Source organism: Cellulomonas sp. NPDC057328, assembly GCF_042667215.1.
GTDB lineage: Bacteria > Actinomycetota > Actinomycetes > Actinomycetales > Cellulomonadaceae > Cellulomonas.
The window spans coordinates 14,903-37,535 of sequence record NZ_JBHUZW010000030.1; the positions used below are offsets into that span (position 1 = coordinate 14,903).

The following is a 22,633-nucleotide window of genomic DNA, read 5'->3' on the forward strand; positions in this document are numbered from 1 at the left end:
GATCGACAGCGGGAGCCGCCGTGCTCGCGCTGACGGCCGGGCTCATCGCAGCCCCGGCCGTGACCGCACCCGCCGCGGCGGCCACCGCGGTGACCGTCACCCCCAACCCCTGGTACGCCGGGGAGGAGTTCCAGGGCTGGGGCACGAGCCTGGTCTGGTTCGCCAACGCGACCGGGGACTACCCGGCCGACGTCCGCCAGGACCTGTACGACAAGCTTTTCACGGCCGACGGCCTCGACCTCAACATCGCCCGCTACAACATCGGCGGCGGGCACGCGTCCGACGTCGAGGACTACCTGCGCCCGGGCGGCGCCGTCGAGGGCTGGTGGCAGCCCGACGCGACCGGCGACCTCTACGGCGCCCCGACGACGCACGCGAACGCGGCCGCGGTGCGCGAGGCCTTCGACCCCGCGGACGACCGGTTCTACGACCTCGACGCCGACGCGACGCAGCGGTGGTGGGTCGACCAGCTCACGGCCGACGACCAGATCACGCACTGGGAGACGTTCGCGAACTCGGCGCCGTGGTTCATGACCGAGAACGGCTACGTCTCGGGCGGCTTCGACGCGAGCGCCGAGCAGCTGCGGCCGGACCAGGTCGACGCGTTCGCGCAGTACCTCGTGCGCGTGAGCGAGGAGCTCGAGGACGCGCACGGCATCACGGTCGACACCATCGACCCGCTGAACGAGCCGAACACGAACTACTGGGGCACGACGCTCCGCGACGGCGTGCCGGTCGGCGGCCGCCAGGAGGGCATGCACGTCGGGCCCGCGCGGCAGGCGGACCTCATCGACGCGCTGGCCGCGCACCTGCGCGCGCCCGGGTCGACCACCGACGCCGTCGTCTCCGCGATGGACGAGACGAACCCCGGCACGTTCGTGCGCAACTGGGAGGCGTACGACGCGCAGACCCGCGCGAACGTCGACCAGCTCAACGTGCACACGTACGGCACGGGCGGCCGCCAGACGGTCCGCGACCTCGCCAAGGTGGCCGACAAGCCCCTGTGGATGAGCGAGGTCGAGGGCAGCTGGGTCAACGGCTGGAACCCGGCGAGCATCGTCAACGGCCTCGGCCTGGCCGGGCGCATCCACGACGACCTGCGCGAGCTGGAGTCGGACGCGTGGGTGTTCTGGCAGCCGGTCGAGGACCTGTGGAACATGGAGCCGCAGGGCGAGGACCTCAACTGGGGCGGCGTGTTCATCGACCTCGACTGCCGCTGGTACGGCGAGGGCGAGGACGCGGTGTTCGCGTCCGAGCGGCGCGTCGAGGCGGCCGGCGGCGACTGGTCGCGGGTCGAGGCGTGCCACGTCGAGACGAACACGAAGTACGACACCACCCGCAACTTCACGCACTTCATCCGCCCCGGCGACCGCGTCATCGCGACCGACTCGGTCGTCACGACGGCCGCGCTCTCGGCGGACGGCACGTCGACGTCGCTGGTGCACACGAACGCGTCGACGCAGCCGGTGACCCTCACGGTCGACCTGGCGAAGTTCGGCACGGTCGCGGCGGGCGCCACGGCGACGCCGTACGTCACGACGCAGTCCCCGGCGGACGAGCCGAGCGCGAACGCGCTCGTCGAGGGCGACGCGGTCCCCGTCGACGCGGACGCGCGCACCGTCACGCTCACGCTGCCCGCGCAGTCGGTCAGCTCGATCGTCCTCGACGGCGTGCACGGCGTGGCCGAGGACGCCGCGGCGATCGCCGACGGCCACACGTACCAGCTCACCGGCGTGCAGAGCGGCAAGGCGCTGACGGCGGCGACCGGTGCGGCCACGGCGACCACCATCACGACGCCGGGCACGACGGCCGAGACCGTTCGCCCGCAGCTGTGGACGGCGCACGCGGTGGCCCCGGGCCGCCTCGACGGCACCAAGCGCTTCGTCCTCGAGGGCGCCGACGGGCGCGTGCTCGGGGCGACGACGGCGGGCACCGACCTGCGGTCGACGTCCGTCGAGGCCGCGGCCGAGGACCCGGCGACGCGCTGGATCGTCTCCTCCACCGAGGGGCGCTCGTTCGCGTTCGTCAACGAGGGCATCGGGCAGGCGCTCGAGGTCGGCGGCCAGTCGACCGCCGAGAACGCCGGCGTCGGGGTCTACGGCTCCAACGGCGGCGCGAACCAGCGCTGGTACCCGCGCGACGTCGCGGCGACCGGGGTCTCCCCGGTGGCCGTGAGCACGACCGTGGGCGTCGCGCCGGTGCTGCCGGCGACGGTCGTCCCGACGTACCGCTGGGGCACCGGGCCGGCCGCGACGGTCGTCTGGGACGAGGTCCCGGCGTCCGCGTGGGAGCAGGCCGGGCAGGTCGCGGTGACCGGCACGGCGACCGACGTGTACGGCGCGTCGCTGCCCGTGACCGGGACCGTCGACGTCGGCGGGTTCACCGTGACCGACCCGGTGTCGGTGACGGCCTACGAGGGCTCGACGCTCGCGCAGGTGCAGGATGCCGCGCCGGCGGTCGTGCCGGCGCGCGTCGGGGCGTCCACCGCGACGTTCGACACGCCCGTCACGTGGGACTGGTCGGGCGTCACGGACGCGTCCTTCGCGGAGCAGGGCGTCGTCGCCGTGCCGGGCACGGCGGAGTCGAACGAGGCCGGCGCGGAGCCGGTCCCGGCGACCCTCCACGTCGTCGTCACCGCGCGGGCCTCGGCGAACATCGTCCCGCTGCCCACCACGGCGGCGAGCGCGACGTTCACCGAGCCGGGCTACTCCATCGAGAACACCCGCAACGGCAACCGGACCGACAAGGCTTGGTCGAACTGGGTCGGCACGGCACGCACGTCCGACACGCTGACGTACACGTTCCCGGCCACGCAGCTCGCCGACGCGTCGGTGTTCTTCTACGCGGACGGCAGCCACCGCAGCTGGGCGCGCGAGACGGTCGTCGAGTACCGGGACGCGGCCGGGACGTGGCAGCGGGTGCCGGGGCTGGACCAGCCGGTGCCGACGCCCGCCCCGACCGAGGGCGCTGCGCCGGTGCTCACGGTGGACCTCGACGGGCTCGCGGCCACGGGCCTGCGGTTCGTGCTCACGCCCAACCCGGGCGTGCACATGATCGTGTCGGAGGTGGAGATCGGCGCCGTCGCGCCGGCCGCCGGCTCCGTCACGGACCTCGCCGCGCTGCGCACGAACGGCGTCGACGTGCCCGGCTTCGCGGCCGACGTGACGTCGTACGACGTGACGGTCGACGGCTCGGCGTGGCCGAACGTCGTCGCGGTGCCCGTCGACGCGGACGCGACCGTGGAGGTGACGCAGCCGTCGGAGGGGAACGACGGCGTCGCCACCGTGCGCGTCACGGCGGCCGACGGCTCGGCGACGACCGAGACGACCGTGCGGGTCGAGCGGCGCGCGGTCGTGCGCGGCGTGACCCTCAGCGGGCTCGCAGCGGACGGCACCGCCACGGCGGGCACCGCGCTCACCGCGGTGGTCGACGTCGACCCCGCCGACGCCGCGCTCACGTACGCGTGGGCCGTCGACGGCGAGGCCGTGGCCACCGGGGCGTCGTTCACGCCCACGGCGGAGCACGTCGGGTCGGCCGTGACGGTCACGGTCGTCGCGTCGGCCGAGGGCTTCGCGTCCTCCGCCGAGGTGGCGTCGGCCGCGGTGACGGTCGCCGCGGCACCGGTCGACCCGGGCACGGGCGGGCCGGGGCAGCCGGGCCAGCCCGGTCAGCCGGGCCAGCCGGGGCAGCCCGGTCAGCCGGGTGGGCCGAACCCCGGTCAGCCGGGGCAGCCGGGCCAGCAGGCGGGGCCGACGGTCACGCTGTCGTCGGGCAGCGTCCGCCCGGGCGGCACCGTCGAGGTGTCGGCCCGCGGGCTGACGGCCGGCGGCGAGGTGGGCATCGAGCTCCGCTCGGAGCCGGTCCTGCTGGCCACCGCCACGGCCGACGCGTCGGGCGCCGTCACCACGCGGGTGGCCATCCCGCGCGGCACGGAGCTCGGCACGCACACCGTCGTGGTCGTCGACCGCGCCACGGGTGCGACCGGCACGGCGACCCTCCGGGTCGTCGGCGGCACCGGCGGCGGCCTCGCCACCACCGGCGCGGAGCCGTGGACCCTGCTCGCGCTCGCCCTCGGCCTCGTCGCCGCCGGCGCGGGCGTGGTCGTGGTCCGCCGCCGCCGGACGAGCACCACCGCCTGACGGCGCGCCGGCACGACCGGCGCACGACCGACGCGGCCCCGGGGACGACCTCCCCGGGGCCGCGTCGCGTCGCGGACGTGACCTCGCCGGGCCGCCACACGGCCAGACCCAGGGCCGTGCAGCGTTCGTGCCGCCTGGCGTGACGAAGGCTGCACACCGGCGCGACGCTGTCGTCCGACGTCTCTCCGACATCGAGGCCGGCCAGCAGGCCGCCTACCTGGACCCGACGCAGGAGTACCACGGCGAGCTGGCCCGTCTCGACGAGTCGGTGCTCGCCGCGTCCCGGCGGTACCTCGCCGCGCACGGGATCGCGATGCCCTGACGGGATGCGGCCGCTGTCCCGGCGGGGCGCGTGCACCTCTGCCCCGTCGTTCTCCGTGCTCGCGACAGCGGTACGTCGACAGCGGTACATGCGTCACGAGTGCGGTAGTCGTACCTGCCGCAGTCGTTGCGCATGTACCGCAGTGGGTAGGTGGGGACGCCAGCGGGTGCCGTCCGTGCGCGAAGGGGACAGGATCGTCGGCAGGGCACGAGGAGGTGTTCCGCATGGCGATCACCCGTCGGCACACGTACGCGACCGGCACCGGCACGGGCAGCGACACCGGGACCGGCGACGACGTCCGCGTGAAGGGTTCCGGTCGCCATGTGTCCGCGACGCTTCACGGCTCGCCCTCGCGCACGCCGACCCGCGGCGTCCTCGCCGTCGTGCTCGTCGCCGTGCTCGCGCTGGCCGGGTGCGGGGTCACGCGCGGCGACGACGGCGGCGAGAATCGCCGGCTGCGCATGATGATCCCCAACTCGCCCGGCGGCGGGTACGACCAGACCGGCCGGGCGGCGACGCGCGTCATGGAGGACCAGGACCTCACCGGGCGGTTCGAGGTCAGCAACGTCATCGGCGCGAGCGGGACGGTCGCGATGCAGCGGCTCGTCAACGAGGAGGGCGCCGAGGACCTGCTCATGACGATGGGCCTCGGCGTGGTCGGGGCGACGTACACGAACGGGTCGGACGCCCGCGTGAGCGGGGCGACGCCGATCGCGCAGCTCATCGAGGAGCAGGAGGGGCTGCTCGTGCCGGCGGACTCGCCGTTCGAGACCGTCGACGACCTCGTGGCGGCCTGGACGGCCGACCCGGGCAGCGTGCGGATCGGCGGCGGGTCGAGCCCCGGCGGGCCGGACCACCTGTTCCCCATGCAGCTCGCGGACGCGGTCGGCGTCGACCCGACGCAGGTCAACTACATCGTCTACGACGGCGGCGGCCCGCTGACCACGGCGCTGCTCGGTGCGAAGATCGACGTCGGCACGTCCGGGCTCGCGGAGTTCGAGGGGCAGATCGCCGAGGGGTCGCTGCGGGTGCTCGCGACGTCCGGCGAGGAGCGGCTCGAGGGCGTCGACGCCCCGACGCTCGTCGAGTCCGGCATCGACCTCGTCTTCACCAACTGGCGCGGCGTGCTGGCGCCGCCCGGCATCAGCGACGAGGTCCGCGACCAGCACATCGCGCTGCTCGAGGAGATGCACGGCACCGAGGCGTGGCGGGAGGCGCTCGAGACGAACGGCTGGGTGGACGCGTTCGTGACCGGCGACGAGTTCGAGGAGTTCCTCGTGGAGCAGGACGAGCGGGTGGCGAGCACGCTGACCGACCTGGGGCTGCTGTGAGCGCCGACAACCGGGCGACACCCGCGGGCGCGACCGCCGCGGAACCTCCCGCGGCCCGCGCGAGCGGCACCGGAGCACCCACGGACCGCGCCCAGTACGGCCTCGCGGCGGTGCTCGCGGTGATCGGCGTGTGGACGGTCGTCGACTCCACGGGCCTCGGCCCGGGCTTCGCCGACCAGGTCGTGCGGCCGGCGGCGTTCGGGTACGTGATCGGGTCGGGGCTCGTCCTGCTGGCCCTGCTGCTCGCGGTCGCCACCGCGCGCGGCGACCGCGCCGAGGGCGAGGCCGGCGAGGACGTCGACCTGGCCACCGGCACCGACTGGCGGACGCTCGCCGGCCTGGCGGGCGTCCTCGTCGCGACGGTGGCGCTCATCGACTGGCTCGGCTGGGCGGTCGTCGGCGCGCTGCTGTTCGCGGGCGCCGCCACGGTGCTCGGCAACCGGCACTGGGTGCGCAACCTGCTCATCGGCGCGGTGCTGTCGGTGGGGTCCTGGTACGGCTTCTACGTCGGGCTGGGCATCCCCATCCCGGCGGGCGTCCTGGACGGGATCCTCTGATGGCGGGAGCCCGGTGATGGACGCGCTGCTCACGGGCTTCGAGCTGGCCCTCACCCCGGAGAACCTGCTGTACGCGGTGGTCGGCGTGCTGCTCGGCACGGCGGTCGGCGTGCTGCCCGGCATCGGCCCGGCGATGACGGTCGCGCTGCTGCTGCCGGTCACGTACAACGTGTCCCCGAGCGCGGCGCTCATCATGTTCGCCGGCATCTACTACGGCGGCATGTACGGCGGGTCGACGACGTCGATCCTGCTCAACACGCCGGGCGAGTCGTCGTCGGTCATCACGGCCCTCGAGGGCAACAAGATGGCCAAGGCGGGGCGGGCCGCGCAGGCGCTCGCGACCGCCGCGATCGGGTCGTTCGTCGCCGGGACGATCAGCACCGTCCTGCTCGTGGCGCTCGCCCCCACCGTCGCCGACTGGGTCGTCGTGCTCGGCGCCCCGTCGTACTTCGCGCTCATGGTGCTGGCCCTGGTCGCCGTGACGTCGGTGCTCGGGTCGTCCAAGCTGCGCGGCTTCATCTCCCTGGCCCTCGGGCTGACGATCGGGCTCGTCGGCACCGCGACCGGCCAGGCGCGCCTGACGTTCGGCAACCCGCTGCTCGCCGACGGCATCGACATCGTCGTCGTCGCGGTCGCGATCTTCGCCGTCGGCGAGGCGCTGTGGGTCGCGGCGCACCTGCGCCGACGCCCGCTCGAGATCATCCCCGTCGGGCGGCCGTGGATGGACCGCACCGACTGGGGGCGGTCCTGGAAGCCGTGGCTGCGCGGCACCGCGTACGGGTTCCCGTTCGGCGCGCTGCCCGCCGGCGGCGCCGAGATGCCGACGTTCCTGTCGTACATCACCGAGCGGAAGCTGGCCGGCACGCACAAGGACGAGTTCGGCAAGGGCGCCATCGAAGGCGTCGCCGGGCCCGAGGCCGCGAACAACGCGTCCGCCGCCGGCACGCTCGTCCCCCTGCTCGCGATCGGCCTGCCGACCACGGCCACCGCCGCCGTCATCCTCGCCGCCATGCAGGGCTACGGCCTGCAGCCCGGGCCCCAGCTGTTCGAGGCCGAGCCGGAGCTCGTGTGGACGCTGCTCGCCAGCCTGTTCGTCGCCAACACGCTGCTGCTCGTCATCAACCTGCCCATGGCGCCGCTGTGGGCGCGGCTGCTGCGCATCCCGCGGCCCTACCTGTACGCGGGCATCCTGTTCTTCGCGGTGCTCGGCGCGTACAGCGTGAACTTCCAGTGGTTCGACGTGGCGCTGCTGGGGCTGTTCGGGGCGCTCGGGTTCGCGATGCGGCGGTTCGGGCTGCCGGTGCTGCCGCTCATCGTCGGCGTCATCCTCGGGCCGCGGCTCGAGGAGCAGCTCGGGCAGGCGCTGCAGCTCTCGCGGGGGGACGTGTCCGCGCTGTGGAGCGAGCCCGTCGCGGTCATCGTCTACGTGGTCGTCGCGGCGCTGCTGCTCGGCCCCCTGGTGCTGCGCCTGATCCCGGGCCGGCAGGGGCCGGAACGGCTGGAGGACGACATCGACGCACTCGAGGAAGAGGTGAGGTCATGACCGTCGTCGTGGGCTGGACGGCCGACGCCCGGGGGCACGCCGCGCTCGAGCGCGGCGTGCAGGAGGCACGCCTGCACGGCGAGGCGCTGCTCGTCGTCAACGCGACGACGGGGACGTCGACGGTCGACGACCGGTTCGCCGGCGCCGCCGACGTCACCGAGCTGCGCACGCAGCTCGCGGCGCTCGGCGTCGAGGCGGAGGTGCGCCAGCCCGTCGTCCGCGACGTCACCGAGGCGCTGCTCGCGGTCGCCGAGGAGGTCGACGCGTCCGTGCTGGTCATCGGCATCCGGCACCGGTCGCCCGTCGGCAAGCTGATCATGGGCTCGACCGCCCAGCGGATCCTGCTCGACGCGCGCTGCCCGGTGCTGGCGGTGAAGGCGACGGACGGGCGCTGAGGCGGGTCGTTCTCCGCTGAGCGGGCGCGGGCGGTCCGGGCGGCGATGCCCGACGATGGCTGCCATGCCGGTCGTCGTGGTGGTGCAGGTCCTGCTCGTGGCCGCGGCCGTCGCGCTGGTGGCGCGCGTCCTGTGGTCGGCACGGAGCGCCACCGACGCGCGCCGGCGGCTGGCGCGGGCGCGGACGGCGTCGGGCGAGGTCGTCGCCGTGGAGGCCGTCGCCGGGCAGGACGTGCCGACCGTCCGGTACCACGTCGCGGGCGCGCGCCTCGAGGCGAGCCCCCGGACACCGCGCCCCGGCAAGCGCTACCTGGTCGGGCAGCCGGTGGACGTGCGGTACGACCCGGAGGAGCCGGCCTGGATGACGGTCGAGTCGGTGCAGGGCGACGCGCGCGTGCCACGACCGCGGGGGGCGGCGGCGTCGACGGTGGCAGCGGGGGTGCTCGTCGTCGCGGCGGTGCTGCTGCAGCTGCTGGCGTGACGGGCGTGCGGCGTGGCCCCGGCCCGCTAGCGTGCTGAGGTGACCGCCGCCCCGTACCCCGCCCCGCAGCCCGCCCGGCCCGACCGGCGCACGTCGCTGACGGGCCCGGTCGTCACGACGTCGATCGGCGTGCTCGTGCTGCTGGTGACGCTCGTCGTCGGGCTGCTCACCGCGCGCACGTTCGTCGGGCTCGTGACGTCGGACGTCGTCTCGTCGTCCGGCGAGCCCGGCCCCGCCGTCGTCGCGGACGCGCCAGCCCCCGGTGCGACGACCGCGACGCTCGAGGCCGGGCAGCGCTACGCCGTGCACCTGGCGTGGCCGGCGCAGGGCGCGATCGAGCCGCGGCTCTCGGACGTGGTGCTGCTCCAGGCGCCCTCCGGCGCCGTCGTCGCGGCCGACGCCGACCCGGCCGTCGACGGGACCTTCACCGCGGGCAGGTGGTCGGTCGAGAGCGTCGCCGCGTTCACCGCGCCGGAGTCGGGGACCTACCAGGTGGCCGTGCCGGCCGCCGACGTCGCCGACGCGCGCGTGCTCCTCGCGCCCGACCAGGACCTCGCGCCGTTCGTCGGCGGCGTGCTCGGCTCCGTCGCCGGGGTGTTCGGCGTCCTGCTGCTCGGCGCGTTCGGGGCCGGGCTGGTGCTCGGCGGTGTGATCTGGTGGGTCATCCGCGCGCGGGCCCGCCGCGCGACGGCGCCTCCGCGCGTCTGACGCCGACCGCGCGCCCCGGTCGGCCGGGACGCCGCGCGCCGGTCCGAGCACCGCGCGACACCGGTGCGGAGGGCATCCCCGGACGATCGGGCACACCTCGCGGTGCCGCGGCCATGGTCGGCGCGGACCTCGCGCGGTGGGCTGGGGCCATGACCTCCTCCGACGTCCTCGCCGTGTCCGCCGGCGTAGCGACCGCCCTCGCGGGCGGCGTGCTGCTCGCCTTCTCGACCTTCGTCATGACGGGCCTGCGTGCGCTGCCCGCCGCCGCCGGCGCGGAGGCCATGCGGTCCGTCAACCGCGCCGCGCTGCGCCCGCCGCTCATGCTCGTGCTGCTCGGGACCCTCGTGCTCGACGTCGCGGCCGCCGTGGCGGCCCTCGCGGGCGGTGCGCCGCGGGCGGGGCTTGCCGTGGGCGGCGCCGCGCTCTACGTCGTGGGCGCGCTCGGCGTCACGGCCGCGGCGAACGTGCCCCTCAACGAGCGGCTGGCCGCCACCGACGACCCCGCGGGCGAGTGGACGCGCTCGGCGCCGCGCTGGACGGCGTGGAACCACGTGCGGACGCTGGCGTGCGCGGTGGGGGCGGCGCTGCTGGTCGTCGCCCCGCACTGACACGGGTGCGCCGGCCGAGCGTCGCGGGCGCGGCGGCCGGTCACCGCTCGCCGGGCCGGTGTCGCCGACGGCTCACGGCCGACGGCGCCGGGACGCGACGAGCGCCGCACCACCCACCAGCAGCAGGGCCGCGGTGAGCGCCACGGCCGCACCGACGTCGGCACCGGTCGCGGCGATGCGCCGGTCCCGCGCCGCCGCCACGTCGTCGGCACCGCGGTCCGCCGCACCCCACGGGCCGCCGGGACGACCGGGGTCGGCCGGGTCCGCCGGGTCGGGCGGGTCCACGGGGTCGACCGGACCGCTCGTGGGCGGGTCGGTGGGCGTGGGGGTCGGCTCGGTGCCCGGGACGGCGACGTTGGTGACGACGCACTCGACGTCACCGCCCTCCGGTACCTGGACGGACGCGCCGTCCAGCGTCCCGCCGGTGCACTCCCAGCCCTCCTGCCGGTAGCCCGCGACGCCGTCCGACTCGGCCAGGGCGTAGCCGCCGGCGACGACCGGCACCTCGGTCACGCCGGGCTCGCCCGTGGCGCCGGCGACGGTCATCGTGAGGTTGCTCGCCGACAGCGTCCACAGCCCCGGGTCCGCCGGGCCGTCCACGCGCTTCACGAGCGTGAGGGTGCCGCCCGTCCACGTGTTGGTGACGGTGCACGTGGCGTCGGTCCCCGGGGGGACCTGCACCGTCGCGACGTCGTCACCGCTGACGGGCAGGGCGGGCCCGCAGTCCCAGCCCTCGCTGCGGTAGCCGGCCGCGGCGACCGGCGTGCGCGCCTCCTCCCGGAGGGTCACGGCCCCGGCGGGGATCGGCACCCGCGTCACCTCCGGCGACCCCGGAACCCCGACGGCACCGCCGCTCGTCGGGGAGCCGACGAGCGTCCAGTCGGTCGCGGCCGACGGACCGCCGACCACCTCCTTGACGAGCGTGAGCGTCGCGCCCTCCCAGCGGTTGGTCACCGTGCACGTCACGTCGTCGTCGAGCGCGAGCACCAGCCGGTCGTCGGGCGTCGGCACCGGCGTGCCGCCGTCGTCGTCCGCGCAGCTCCAGCCGTCGCTCGCGTAGCGCGGCGCGCCGATCTCCCGCAGGTCGTACGTGCCGGCGACGACGGGCACGTCCGTGACGGTGAGGCCGCCCGTGGGTCCCACGACCACCGACGGCCCGATCGCGAGCAGGACGAAGTCCTCAGCCCCGGCCGGGCCGCCGCCGGTGTTCACCAGCTCCTTGACGAGCGTGAGCGTCGGGGCGGCAGCGGTGTTCGTGATGCTGCAGACGACGTCCTCGGTGAACGGCACGTCGTCGCGCCACGTCTCCGGGACCGTCAGCACGCCGTCGACGACGGGCAGGACCGTCCGGCCGACCGAGCACTGCCACGGGCCCGCGTCGTAGCCCGGGGTGTCGGCGGGCGACTCCGCGAGCGCGTACGCGCCGGGCCCGACCGGCACGCGGGTGACCGCGGGTTCGCCGGTCCTGCCGGCGAGGTCGACCGGGCCGTCGGCGCTCAGCACCCAGTCGGTGGGCAGGGCGGTCCCCCCGCCGGCGTTGTCGAGGTCCTTGACGAGGGTGAGGTGCGCGCTCGTCGCGCGGTTGGTCGCGGTGCACGTGACGTCCGCACCCGACGTCACCTCCACCGTGTCGCCGTCGACGACGGCGCCGGTGCACGTCCAGCCCTCCTGCGCGAAGCCGCCGGGGCCCTGCTCGGAGAGCGTGTAGCTCCCCGCGGGCACCGGCACGTCGGTGACGGCGGTCGAGCCGGACGCGCCCGTGAGCGACGTCTGCGGGGACGAGGCCGCGAGCGTCCAGGACCCGGCCGGCATGGAGCTGCCGAGCACCCGCTTGGCCAGGGTGAGCGTGCCGCCCGCCCACGTGTTCGTCACCGTGCACGTCACGTCGGCGGCCGTCGTGACCGTGACCGTGTCCCCGACCACGTCCGCCCCCGCGTCGCACGTCCACGCGGACGACTCGTACCCGGCGGGACCCGACTCCGCCAGCGTCCACGACGAGCCGACGTCGACGGCCGCCCGCGTCACCGCCGGCGTCCCGCTGGTGCCGGTGATGGTCGCGCCGCCGCCGGCCGCCGTCAGCGTGAAGTCCTCCACGTCCGCGGGACCTCCCGGACCCACCACCTTGACGAGGGTCAGGCTCGCGCGCTGGACGGTGTTGGTGATCGTGCAGGTCACGTCGCCGCCGGTCGGCACGTCGACGGCGGCGGGCCCCGCCTGCCCGGACGTGCACGACCAGTCGGACGCCGAGTAGTTCGCGGGCCCGGTCTCCGACAGCGCGTACCGACCGGCGGGCACGGGGAACCGCGTCACGTCCGGGGTGCCGCTGGCGCCGCTGACCGTGACGGCCGGCCCGGCCGCCTCCAGCGTCCAGGCCCCGGGTGGCGCCGTACCGCCGACCACCTGCTTGACGAGCGTGAGCGTGCCGCCGGTCCACGTGTTCGTCACGGTGCAGACGACGTCGCCGTCGGTGGGCGCGAGCACCAGCCGTGCACCGGTGAGCGTTCCGCCCGTGCAGGCCCAGGGGCCGGCGGCGTAGCCGGCGCCGATGGTGCCGATCGTCGACTCCGACAGCGTGTACGCGCCGGGGTCGACCGGGACGCGCGTCACGAGCCGCGTGCCGGAGCGGCCGGCGACCACGTCGGGCCCCGTCGCCCGCAGCGTGAAGTCGCCGACCCGGGCGAGGCCGCCGCCCACCACCTGCTTGACGAGCGTGAGGGTCGGCCCAGGCGGTGCCGTCCACGTGTTCGTGACGGTGCAGACGACGTCCTGCCCGACCGTCACCACCACGGACGTCGCGGACGTCTGCTGCCCGCCCGTGCACGACCAGCTGCCCGCGGTGTACCCGACCGGGCCCTCGGACTCCGAGAGCTGGTACTGGCCGACGCGCACCGGGACGCGGACGCCGTCGGTGCCCTGGACCGGGACGGGACCCTGCGCGCGCAGCGTCCAGTCCGCGGGGGACGCCGCGCCGCCGACCACCTGCTTGCGCAGCGTCAGGTACGGCTGCACCGCGTCGTTGCGGACCGTGCAGGTGACCGACCCGTTCGCCGGCACGGTGATCGTCGGCGTCGGGCTCGTGAAGGTGCCGGCGCTGCCGCAGTCCCACGAGACGAACGCGTAGCCGGGCACGCCGCCGGACTCGGAGATCGTGTACGAGCCCGCGGGCACGGGCAGCGACTGCACGCCGTTGAGGCCGTTGCCGCGGAACGTGTACGCGGGGTCGGCGGTGTTGACGGCCTGCACCGACCACAGCTCACGCCGCCCCTCGCTCGCCCCCGTGTCCAGGTTCTCGATGCGCTTGAACAGGGACAGGCGCCCGGTGACCGAGGGGTCCACCTGCGGCGGGACGGGCACGGCGGCACCGAGCAGGGTGACGACGAGCCCCAGCAGCACGGCCACGGCGGCGGTGCGGGAGCGACGGTGCGACATGCGGCACGCCCTTCGTCCGGATCGTCCTCGTTCCCATTGGGTCAGGACGAGCCCGCCGCGCGCAAGCGTTTCCGCGGGTTCGGCGTGCGCTCTTCACCCGCGGCCCCGCCTCACGCCAGGGCCGGGGTCGCCTCCAGCGCCGCCACGTGGTCGAGGATCTTGTCGAGCACGACGGCGCGGTCGAACTGCAGCGCGTACTCGCGCGAGCGCTCGGCCCACGCGGCCCGGTCGACGGGGTCGGTCGCGAGGACGTCGTCGAGGGCGGCCGCGATGGCGTCGGGGTCGGACACCGGCACGACGACGGCCGTGTCGCCGACGGCCTCGCCGATGCCGCCCGTGTCGGTGGTGATGACCGGACCGCCGCCGGACAGCATCTTCTCCGCGAGCGCGATGCCGAACGTCTCGACGAACTCCGGCCGCGGCTTGCTCGGCAGGACGAACGCGGTGCAGCCGGCCATGAGGTGCGACTTCTCGTCGTCGGAGACGTCGTCGAGGAACGTGATGCGGTCGGCGACGGGGGTGGCGGCCGCGAGCGCGCGCAGCTCGTCCGCCTGCGGGCCGTTGCCCGCGATCACCAGGCGCTGACCGGCGGCGGGCGCGCCGGAGCGCACGAAGCCCTCGATGAGGTCGTCCACGCCCTTGGCGTGCGCGAGCCGCGACAGGAAGAGCACGTACCCGTCGCGCTCGAGCCCGCGCGCCGCGAGCACGGCGTCCGTGCCCTCCTCGGTGCGCGACAGGTACGCGCCGACGTCGATCGCGGGGTAGGACACCTCGACGCGCGCGGCGCACTGCTCGGCGAACCGCGTGCCGTGCTTGGCGTCGATCGCCGACGCCTCGGTGACGATGAGGTCGCGCGTGTACCGGGACACCGCGAGGCAGACGTCATGCGACAGGTACTGCGCGAGCACGTGCGCGGCCGCGCCGAACCGGTCCTCCTCGACGCACGCGCGCACGACGTTCGTGACGTCCGAGCCGACGGCCTCTGCCACGGTGACGACGTCGACCGGCAGGCCCGTGCGGCGGGCGACCGCCACCGCGTCCGCCACGGCCGTGGCGTGCGGCGACAGGTACAGCGACAGCGCGACCGTGGGCACGCCGTCGGTGAACAGCTCGACGAGCCGGCCGGTCAGCCCGGCGAGGTAGCGGCCGTCGGGCACCTTGTAGTCGCCGACCGGTGCGGGCCGCTCGACGACCACGCCCTCCCGGTACGGCAGCACGCGGTCCAGCGGCTTGAGGGGCAGCCCCGCCTCCTGCAGCCGGTCGATCGGCCAGGTGACGATGCGGACCTCGTCGAAGCCGCGGTCGAGCGCGGCCTCCGCGAGGTTGCGGGCCTCGCCCGAGTGGCCGCAGATGACCGGGTCGGCCCGGACGACGATGACCAGGCGGCGGGCGCGACGCGCGTGGTGGGCGGCGGCGGAGGGGGTCACGGCGTCGTCCTCTCGGTCCGGGGTCCGGACGGGTCGGGTGGGGTGGGTCGGGTGGGGTGGGGCGGGTGGGGTGGGTCGGGTGGGGTGGGCGGGTGCGCGGGGTCGGGCGGGTGCGTCGGGTCGCCCGGGTCAGGGGCGGCCGAGCCGTCCGGCCGGCGCCCCGGCGGGCGGGTGCGGTGCCGGTGCGCTCGGTGGTCGGTGGGCGGTGCCCCACCGGGACGGTTCGGGGCCGAGGCCGATGAGCAGCCGGCCCCCGCCGTGCAGCTCGCCGCCGGTGAGGTACGGGCGGTCGAGCGGCTCGCCGTCGAGGTGCACGGACTGGACGTACTGCGCCGGACCGCCGGGCTCGGGCTCGGGCTCGACGAAGCCGGTCGTCTCCACGGTGAGCGGCCGGCCGCCCACGTCGATGCGCGCCTCGCGCCACGCGGGCGCGTTGATCAGGAACTGGTTCTGCCCCGCCACGGGGAAGAGCCCCAGGGTGGCCCAGACGTACCAGGACGACAAGCCCCCGGAGTCGTCGTTGCCGGGCAGGCCGCCGCGGCCGGTGCCGAACTGCTGCTGGACCACGTCGTGCACGACCTCGGCGGTGCGGTCCGGCCGGCCCGCGTACATGTACGCCCAGGGGGCCTCCATGTCGGGCTCGTTGTTGAGGCCCTCGAACCGCTCGAGCGCGTAGCCGGCGAGCAGCTCGTCCGCGTCGGGTGCGAGCCCCGGCTGCACCACCGGCTCGGCGCCGTACCCGAAGAACCGGTCGAGCAGCCCGACGAACGCGTCGTCGCCGCCGGCGAGGTCGATGCGCGCCGCCATGTCGTGCATGAGCCGGAACGAGTAGTTCCAGCGGCCGCCCTCGTAGTACGTGGAGTCGACGAGCAGGCCGTCCGGCCCGAACGCGTTGACCCAGCGGGCGGCCAGCGGCCGGAACTGCTCCACCAGCGTGAGGTCACCGACGCGCGCCGCCACGATCGCGCTGCACCAGTACCCGAACGCGAGGTCCAGCGTGTGGCTGATGGGGTGGGCGCGGCCGCGCAGCAGGAACTCCTCGCCGTACGTCCGCCGCAGGTCGTTGTGCATGTGCACCAGCGCCCAGTCCCAGTCCATGCCGGGCAGGCCCAGCGAGCACAGGTCCGCCAGGAATGTGTGCGCGAGGGCGGACCCCTGCCGCGAGAAGCGGTCGGCCCCGCGCGCCATCCGGTAGCCGATCGGGAGGTTGCCCTCCTCCTCCGCGATCTGCAGCAGGGCGTTCGCGAGCTCGACGGCGCGGTCGGGGACGAGCGCGGTCAGCAGCGGCAGCTGCGTGCGGTAGATGTCCCACATCGTCGACAGGTCGAACGCGAACGGGCCCGGCGTCGGCCAGAACGGGCTCTCGTCGGGCGCGAGGCACGGCTTGACCAGCGAGTGGTACAGGGCCGTGGCCATGACGGTGCGGCGGTCGGACGACGGCGTGTCGACCGCGACCTTGTCGAGGTGCTCGCGCCACACGGCCTGCGTGCGCTCGCGGCGCAGGTCGAACGCCCGCGGCTCGTCGCCGCACTCGTGCACGAGCGTGTCGCGCGCCTGGTCGACGCCGCGCAGCGAGAACCCGAACCGCAGCTCGACGACCTGCCCCGGCTCCGTCGGGCCGGCCCACATGAGGCCGAACGGGCGCAGGGTCGTCGGGCGGATGCGGTCGAAGTCGAGGCGCGTCCCGCCGGGCATGAGGCGCCGGTCGTACCAGAGCATCTGCCGCCAGTGCGGGGCGTCGCACTCGACGCGTACCGCGAGCGGCGCGCCCTCGACGACGATCTCGCCCTCCGCCACGCCGGGCGCGACCGAGCCGAGGTGCGCGCGCAGCGGCACCGTGCGGCCGTACGGGATGTCGAGCCCGCCGAGCGAGAAGTCGATGACCAGGCGGGCGTCGTGGTGCGCGGGGAACGTGTACCGGTGCACGGCGGACTTGGGACCGACGGTGATCTCGCAGCGGATGCCCGACGACAGCGTCGCGGCGTAGTACCCCGGCGACGCCTCCTCGTCGACGACGTCCCACACCTGGCCGAGGTCGTCGAGCGGCCGCAGCATCGGCGTCACGCGGAAGTAGTTGTAGTACTTGCGGATCGCGCCGGTGCCGGACTGCTGGAAGTGCGTGAACCCGCTGGCGACCTGCCGGTCGTGCAGCACGGGCGGCAGGCCCTCGGTCGACAGGTCGTACCGCCCGTAGCCGGTCGGGTACGCGCCCGAGTAGGCGCACGCCGAGACCATGCCGAGGGGGTACGTCGCGCCGGGGTGCGTGTTGCCGACCTGCGGCTTGGGCCACCACCACGTCGCGGCCAGCCCGGTCGCCGGCGGCAGGGACGTCTGCTCGGTGCCGATGAAGGGGTCGACGTGCTCGAACACCGGCACCTCCCACGTCCCTCGCACCGGCCCCGCGCACGGTCGGCACAGCGTGGCGCCTGGCGGGCTGCGCTGTAAATGACCTGGCGGTGAACGATTCGGCGACCGGCGGATCGCCGGACCGCGGACGGCGCCCGCGACCCGGCGACGGTACGAGCCGGGTGTGTCCGCGGTGTTGCCGCGAGGTCACGACCTGTGCGGCCGACCGCTCGACGCGGGGCTGTGGTCGGCCGGGCGTCGGCCGGCCGTCGGCCGGGCGTCGGTCGGGCGGGCACGGCTCAGGAGTCCGGGACGAGCCCGAGCAGGTCCCGGAGCCACGAGTCGACGTCGTGGAGCGTCGCGTCGTCGACCAGCCCGACGACGCGCGAGAGGCGCTCCCGCGCGATCGTCCGCGGCTGCTCCGTCATCGCCCAGGACGGCCGCCCGAGACCGACCCGACCCCGCAGCGGCACGTGGTTCGACCAGCCGCGGTCCGCCGCCGTCACGGGCAGGACGACGACCATGGTCGTCACGGTCTCGAGGTACTGCCGCGACGAGACGACCAGGACGGGCCGGTGGCCGTCCTGCTCGCGGCCGCGTGCCGGCGCGAGGTCCGCCCACGCGACCGTCCCCCGTCCGAGCGCCGGTGGTGCGGCAGCGCCGGTCGGTGCGGGTGCGGCAGCGCCGGACGGTGGTGCGTCGTCCCTCGCCGTCACCGGTCGGCCAGCGTCACGTCCCAGGCCGCCGCGTCGTCGGCGTAGGCGACGTCGGGGGGCGTCCGTGCCATCTCCTCCCGCAGGCGCGCGAACCGCTGCTCACGCAGCCAGGACTCGAGCAGGGTCTCGATGAACGACCCGGTGGTGAGGCCGCGTCGCCTGGCTTCCGCGTTGAGGCGGTCACGGAGGGACGAGTCGAGCTTCACCGTGGTCGCGGTCATGGCGCCAGTATACCGGCGGTATACCGCTCAGCAGAGGCGGCCCAGGCTCGCGAGCGCCGCGAGCGGGTCCGGGCCGGCCGGCAGGAGCACCACGCTCGTGACGCCGGCCTCCGCGAGCGCGGCGGTGCGGGCGTGGACGTCGTCCGGCGTGCCCGCGAGCGCGAGCTGGGCCACCCACCCCGCCGGCAGCCTCGCCGCGAACTCCTCGCGCGTGGCGCACGACGCGCGCAGCGCGCGGAAGTCGTCCGCGAACGGCAGCGGCGCGATGTGCACGTCCCAGTCGGGCTCGCCGATCCAGGCGAGCGCCGGGCGCGCCGTGTCGAGGGCCGCGGCACCGTCGTCGTCCACCGCCGCCACCTCGTACGCGACCACCCGGTGCGGGCGGGTCGGTGCGACCTGGGCGAGCGCGGCGCGGGCGTACTCGGGCGTCACCGGCTCGGCGAGGACCGTGCCGTCGGCGACGCGTCCGGCCGCGGCGAGGGACCGGGGGCCGCGGACGCCGGCGAGCAGGTCGGGCACGACGTCCGGCACCGACGACGGGTCCAGCGCGACGTCGCGCAGGCCGAGGGGCGAGCCGTCCGGGCTGGTCACCGTCTCGCCGCGCAGCAGGGCCCGCAGCGTCGTGACGTACTCCTCGAGCAGCGTCAGCGGCCGGGCCGGCCACGCGCCGACGGACCGCACCCAGTCCGGCATGCCGTGCCCGATGCCGACGTCGACCCGGCCGGGGAACAGCTGCGCGAGCGTCGCGACCTCCATCGCGGCGAACGCGACGTTGCGCACGGCCGCGGGGAGGATGCCGATGCCGACGCGGATGCGCGTGGTCGTGGCGAGCACGGCCGCCGCCTGGGCGATCCCGCCGCGGAAGCCGAGGTCCTCGACGACCCACACCTCGTCGAAGCCGGCGTCGTCCGCGCGGCGCGCGAACGTGAGCACCTGGGCCTGGTCGAGGTCGCGCGGGAGCATCACGCCGAGGGCGGGGGTCCGTGTCATGCGTCATGCCTACCAGCACCGTCCCACGTCCCCGGGCCGCGCGCGGGTGCGGACGCGCGGCCCGCACGCACCGCCGACGTCACCACCGCGGCGCCCGTGACGACGAGCCACACGACGACCGGGTACATGGTCGCCCGCTGGCCCGCGCCCGGACCCGGCCCCAGCTCGACCCCGACGGCGTCCAGCACCGTGGCGAGGGCACCGGCGCCGCCCAGCACGAGGGACGTCACGGCCCACGCGCGGTGCCGGCGCAGCAGCGCCGCCCCGGCGACGAGGGCACCGACGTTCCCGCCGACGACCGCCAGCACCGAGCCCACGTTGTGCACGACGTACCGCGGCACGCCGCCGACCGGCTCCGCGAGCGACCCCGGCACGAGCCCGACCCACGCGACGCCGACCGCGTGCGCGAGCACCGCGGCGACCACCCACCGGCGCGCACCGCCGGGCACGAGGTCGCGCAGCAGCACGACCGCGGCGGCCACGAGCAGCGCGTGCACCACGAACCCCGCGTTCATCATCGCGTGCAGCGGCGAGCACACCGTCCGGCCGGTGAGCTCCGCGCACCCCGCCAGCCCGAGGTCGCTCACGTAGTGGTGCGCCCGGCTGTACGGGACGACCTCCCACGCCGCCGCCACGACCTCCTCGACGACCAGCACCTGCACGGTCGCGAGCAGCAGCAGCCCGCCCACGACGTGCCGCCGCCGGGCCGTCGCGTCCGGCGTCCCCGTCACCCGTCCATGCTCCGCGACCCACGGCACGTCGGCAGCCCGTGCGCGCCCGCAGGCGGTGCGGCGTCGACGGGCACAGCCGGCGGGCGCGCCGCGCGCGCGGTGGCGCGGCGACGACGCGACGAGGACGATGCGTGCAGCGCGCGGCCGTCACCGCCCGGGACACCGGCGGACGCCCGCACCCGTCCCCGCGGCCCCCGCCGCCCGCAGCCCCCGCCGAGGAGCGTCCGTGCCCGACCCGCAGCCGCCCGTCCCCCCGCCGGCCGGCGTGCCCGTCGGCTCCCCCGCCGGCCCCGCGCACGCCACGGGTACCGCGGACGCGACGGCGCGCCTGGACGGGCTGCCGGTCACCCGGCGGCACGTGCGGCTGCTGCTCGGCTCGGGGGTCGGCTGGACGTTCGACGCGATGGACGTCGGGCTCATCTCCTTCGTCATCGCGCAGCTCGCGGTGGTGTGGGGCACGCCGGCGACGCAGCTGTCGTGGGTCGCGTCCGCCGGGTTCCTCGGCATGGCGGTCGGTGCGGCGCTCGGCGGGCTGCTCGCGGACCGGATCGGGCGGCGGCAGGTGTTCGCGCTGACGCTCCTCGTGTACGGGCTCGCGACCGGCGCGTCGGCCCTCGCCTGGTCGGTCGGGGCGCTCATGGCCCTGCGGTTCGTCGTCGGCCTCGGGCTCGGTGCGGAGCTGCCGGTCGCGTCGACGCTGGTCAGCGAGTTCGCGCCGCCGCGCATCCGCGGGCGCGCCGTCGTCGTGCTCGAGTCGTTCTGGGCCGTCGGGTGGATCCTCGCCGCGGTGATCGGCTACCTCGTGGTGCCGGTCGGCGACGACGGCTGGCGCTGGGCGCTCGCGCTCGGCGCGCTGCCCGCCGTGTACGCCGTCGTCGTGCGGCGCGGGCTGCCGGAGTCGGTGCGGTTCCTCGTCGCGCGCGGCCGGCACGCCGAGGCGGAGGAGGTCGTCCGGTCGTTCGAGCAGTCGCCCGCGGTGCGCGGGGACGGGCGCACGGGGGCGCAGGTGCGCGACGGGCAGGCGGCGACGGCGCGCGGGGCCGGCACCGCAACGGGTGCGCGCGCCGCGGACGCCGCCGCACCGGGCGACGTGCCGCTCGACGTGCCCGCCGACGTGCCGGCCGACGTCCCAACCGCACCGGCTGCCCGCACGCGTGTCGCCGCCCTGTGGGCGCCCGGCCTGCGCCGGCGCACGGCGGCGCTCTGGCTCGTGTGGTTCACCGTGAACTTCTCGTACTACGGCGCGTTCATCTGGCTGCCGTCGCTGCTGGTCGCCGACGGCAACACGCTCGTCCGGTCGTTCGGGTACACCCTGATCATCACGCTCGGGCAGCTGCCCGGGTACGCGGTCGCCGCCGTGCTCGTCGAGACGTGGGGCCGCCGGCGCACCCTCGCGGCGTTCCTCGCCGGGTCCGCCGTCGCCGCCGGGCTGTTCGCGGTGGCGTCCGGCGACCTCGCGGTCGTCGGCGCCGGGCTGCTGCTGTCGTTCTTCAACCTCGGCGCGTGGGGCGCCCTCTACGCCGTCACGCCCGAGCTCTACCCCACGCGCGTGCGCACCACCGGCGCCGGCTGGGCCGCGGGCGTCGGGCGGACCGCGTCGATCCTCGCGCCGCTCGCCGTGCCGCCCCTGCGGGAGGCCGGTGGCACCACCCTGCTGTTCGCCGTCTTCGCGGCGGTGTTCGTCGTCGCCGCGTCGGGTGCGCTCGCGCTGCCCGAGCGCACCGGGGAGTCGCTCGAGGCGTGACCCGGGCGCGGGCCGCTCGACCGGGCCGGCACGCGGGCCCTCGGCATCCACTGCGCAGCAGCACGACGGGCACCACGCCCGGCATCGCTCAATCGGGTGGCGACGCGTGCCGATACGCACGCCATGACGACCCCCGACGGCCCCCCGGCCGACTGGTACGACGACGGCGTGACGCCGGGCGTCGAGCGCTGGTTCGACGGCACCGACTGGACCGGGCACACCCGGCCGGTCGCGGCCCCGCCCCCGCCGCCCGTCGCCGTGCCCGTCGCGGCCGGCACCTCGTGGACGCCGGGCGCACCCCTCGCCGCGGGTCCGGGCGCCGTCGCGGCGGCCGAGCCGGCGTGGCAGGCACCGGCGGTCGCGGCCGCGGGCGGCGCGTGGGGCGCTGCACCCGCGGGCGGGACGTGGGGCACGGCACCCGGCGTCACCGGTGGGGCCCGGGGGACCGCCTGGCCGCCGGCCGGTGCCACGGCAGCGGGCGGGGAGTACGCCGGCTGGGCGCACCGCGTGGTCGCGAACCTCCTCGACACGCTCGTGCTGCTCGTGCCGTACGGCGTCGCGTACGCCTTCGCGATGGCGACCGCCGTGCCCGGCGTCGACCGCTACGGCAACCCGACGCCGCAGCCGACGGGCACCGGCCTCACGGTGCTGCTCGTGGGCCTCGCGCTCGCCTGGGGGCTGCACGCGTGGAACCGGTGGGTGCGCGTCGCACGGACGGGCCGCTCGCTCGGCAAGCAGGCGATGGGCCTGCGGGTCGTGCTCGAGGAGACCGGCAACCCGCCCGGGGTGTGGATGTGCCTCGTCCGCGACGTCGCGCACGTGCTCGACAACCTGGTGCTCTACGTCGGCTACCTCTGGCCCCTGTGGGACGCCAAGCGGCAGACGTTCGCCGACAAGGCCGTGCACACCGTCGTCGTGCGCGACGCCGCCTGAGCGTCGGCGCCG

18 protein-coding genes are annotated in these 22,633 nt (G+C 75.9%); 11 read left to right on the top strand and 7 right to left on the bottom strand.

Annotated features, from left to right (window positions below):
- Nucleotides 1-20 precede the first annotated feature (20 nt).
- From ACFUMH_RS07810 to ACFUMH_RS07850, 9 genes are all read left to right on the top strand, one after another.
- Complete coding sequence (locus tag ACFUMH_RS07810) at nt 21-4,139, top strand: glycoside hydrolase (protein WP_378202951.1); 4,119 nt, start codon at nt 21-23, stop codon at nt 4,137-4,139.
- A 139-nt stretch (nt 4,140-4,278) separates the two neighbouring features.
- Nucleotides 4,279-4,461: a hypothetical protein gene (locus ACFUMH_RS07815; RefSeq protein WP_378202954.1), complete on the top strand. Its 183-nt coding sequence runs from the start codon at nt 4,279-4,281 to the stop codon at nt 4,459-4,461.
- A 224-nt stretch (nt 4,462-4,685) separates the two neighbouring features.
- The gene (locus ACFUMH_RS07820; RefSeq protein ID WP_378202957.1) at nt 4,686-5,792 is read left to right on the top strand and encodes a Bug family tripartite tricarboxylate transporter substrate binding protein; all 1,107 of its coding nucleotides are present in this window, start codon (nt 4,686-4,688) and stop codon (nt 5,790-5,792) included.
- Complete coding sequence (locus ACFUMH_RS07825; RefSeq protein ID WP_378202960.1) at nt 5,789-6,349, top strand: tripartite tricarboxylate transporter TctB family protein; 561 nt, start codon at nt 5,789-5,791, stop codon at nt 6,347-6,349. The genes ACFUMH_RS07820 and ACFUMH_RS07825 overlap by 4 nt, the downstream gene beginning before the upstream one ends.
- 16 nt (nt 6,350-6,365) lie before the next feature.
- Entirely contained in the window at nt 6,366-7,892 is a 1,527-nt protein-coding gene (locus tag ACFUMH_RS07830) for a tripartite tricarboxylate transporter permease (protein WP_378202963.1), read from the top strand.
- Nucleotides 7,889-8,287 carry a universal stress protein gene (locus ACFUMH_RS07835; protein ID WP_378202966.1) on the top strand — a complete coding sequence of 133 codons (399 nt, stop codon included), beginning with the start codon at nt 7,889-7,891 and terminating at the stop codon, nt 8,285-8,287. Before ACFUMH_RS07830 ends, ACFUMH_RS07835 begins: the two co-directional genes overlap by 4 nt.
- Before the next feature lie 55 nt (nt 8,288-8,342).
- Nucleotides 8,343-8,768: a DUF3592 domain-containing protein gene (locus ACFUMH_RS07840; protein ID WP_378202969.1), complete on the top strand. Its 426-nt coding sequence runs from the start codon at nt 8,343-8,345 to the stop codon at nt 8,766-8,768.
- A 39-nt stretch (nt 8,769-8,807) separates the two neighbouring features.
- Complete coding sequence (locus ACFUMH_RS07845) at nt 8,808-9,476, top strand: hypothetical protein (RefSeq protein WP_378202972.1); 669 nt, start codon at nt 8,808-8,810, stop codon at nt 9,474-9,476.
- A gap of 149 nt (nt 9,477-9,625) precedes the next feature.
- The gene (locus ACFUMH_RS07850; RefSeq protein ID WP_378202975.1) at nt 9,626-10,084 is read left to right on the top strand and encodes a DUF1772 domain-containing protein; all 459 of its coding nucleotides are present in this window, start codon (nt 9,626-9,628) and stop codon (nt 10,082-10,084) included.
- Nucleotides 10,085-10,156: 72 nt separating this feature from the next.
- On the opposite strand, the gene ACFUMH_RS07855 is transcribed toward ACFUMH_RS07850, so the two are convergent.
- The 7 genes from ACFUMH_RS07855 to ACFUMH_RS07885 all read right to left on the bottom strand — a co-directional run bounded on the left by ACFUMH_RS07855 (nt 10,157) and on the right by ACFUMH_RS07885 (nt 19,944).
- Nucleotides 10,157-13,513, bottom strand: coding sequence for a hypothetical protein (locus ACFUMH_RS07855; RefSeq protein ID WP_378202978.1), 3,357 nt, complete (start codon nt 13,511-13,513; stop codon nt 10,157-10,159).
- Nucleotides 13,514-13,623: 110 nt separating this feature from the next.
- Nucleotides 13,624-14,940: a glycosyltransferase gene (locus ACFUMH_RS07860; protein ID WP_378202980.1), complete on the bottom strand. Its 1,317-nt coding sequence runs from the start codon at nt 14,938-14,940 to the stop codon at nt 13,624-13,626.
- A 129-nt stretch (nt 14,941-15,069) separates the two neighbouring features.
- Entirely contained in the window at nt 15,070-17,316 is a 2,247-nt protein-coding gene (locus ACFUMH_RS07865; RefSeq protein ID WP_378202982.1) for a glycoside hydrolase domain-containing protein, read from the bottom strand.
- Between the two features lie 269 nt (nt 17,317-17,585).
- Nucleotides 17,586-18,002: a type II toxin-antitoxin system PemK/MazF family toxin gene (locus tag ACFUMH_RS07870; protein ID WP_378202985.1), complete on the bottom strand. Its 417-nt coding sequence runs from the start codon at nt 18,000-18,002 to the stop codon at nt 17,586-17,588.
- Nucleotides 17,999-18,223 carry a ribbon-helix-helix protein, CopG family gene (locus ACFUMH_RS07875; RefSeq protein ID WP_378202988.1) on the bottom strand — a complete coding sequence of 75 codons (225 nt, stop codon included), beginning with the start codon at nt 18,221-18,223 and terminating at the stop codon, nt 17,999-18,001. Before ACFUMH_RS07875 ends, ACFUMH_RS07870 begins: the two co-directional genes overlap by 4 nt.
- 27 nt (nt 18,224-18,250) lie before the next feature.
- Complete coding sequence (locus tag ACFUMH_RS07880) at nt 18,251-19,213, bottom strand: LLM class flavin-dependent oxidoreductase (RefSeq protein WP_378202991.1); 963 nt, start codon at nt 19,211-19,213, stop codon at nt 18,251-18,253.
- A complete protein-coding gene (locus tag ACFUMH_RS07885; RefSeq protein WP_378202994.1) occupies nt 19,210-19,944 on the bottom strand; it encodes a DUF998 domain-containing protein in 735 nt (244 codons plus the stop codon). The genes ACFUMH_RS07880 and ACFUMH_RS07885 overlap by 4 nt, the downstream gene beginning before the upstream one ends.
- A gap of 265 nt (nt 19,945-20,209) precedes the next feature.
- Here ACFUMH_RS07885 and ACFUMH_RS07890 point away from each other — a divergent pair, with 265 nt between their 5' ends.
- Both ACFUMH_RS07890 and ACFUMH_RS07895 read left to right on the top strand, forming a co-directional pair.
- Nucleotides 20,210-21,688: an MFS transporter gene (locus ACFUMH_RS07890; protein WP_378203000.1), complete on the top strand. Its 1,479-nt coding sequence runs from the start codon at nt 20,210-20,212 to the stop codon at nt 21,686-21,688.
- A 123-nt stretch (nt 21,689-21,811) separates the two neighbouring features.
- Nucleotides 21,812-22,621 carry an RDD family protein gene (locus ACFUMH_RS07895; RefSeq protein WP_378202997.1) on the top strand — a complete coding sequence of 270 codons (810 nt, stop codon included), beginning with the start codon at nt 21,812-21,814 and terminating at the stop codon, nt 22,619-22,621.
- Nucleotides 22,622-22,633 lie beyond the last annotated feature (12 nt).

Coding starts and splice junctions, on each gene's coding strand:
- ACFUMH_RS07880 (WP_378202991.1), bottom strand. CDS start 19,213: ATGACACGGACCCCCGCCCTCGGCGTGATGCTCCCGCGCGACCTCGAC.
- ACFUMH_RS07830 (WP_378202963.1), top strand. CDS start 6,366: ATGGACGCGCTGCTCACGGGCTTCGAGCTGGCCCTCACCCCGGAGAAC.
- ACFUMH_RS07820 (WP_378202957.1), top strand. CDS start 4,686: ATGGCGATCACCCGTCGGCACACGTACGCGACCGGCACCGGCACGGGC.
- ACFUMH_RS07850 (WP_378202975.1), top strand. CDS start 9,626: ATGACCTCCTCCGACGTCCTCGCCGTGTCCGCCGGCGTAGCGACCGCC.
- ACFUMH_RS07875 (WP_378202988.1), bottom strand. CDS start 18,223: ATGACCGCGACCACGGTGAAGCTCGACTCGTCCCTCCGTGACCGCCTC.
- ACFUMH_RS07840 (WP_378202969.1), top strand. CDS start 8,343: ATGGCTGCCATGCCGGTCGTCGTGGTGGTGCAGGTCCTGCTCGTGGCC.
- ACFUMH_RS07855 (WP_378202978.1), bottom strand. CDS start 13,513: ATGTCGCACCGTCGCTCCCGCACCGCCGCCGTGGCCGTGCTGCTGGGG.
- ACFUMH_RS07895 (WP_378202997.1), top strand. CDS start 21,812: ATGACGACCCCCGACGGCCCCCCGGCCGACTGGTACGACGACGGCGTG.
- ACFUMH_RS07835 (WP_378202966.1), top strand. CDS start 7,889: ATGACCGTCGTCGTGGGCTGGACGGCCGACGCCCGGGGGCACGCCGCG.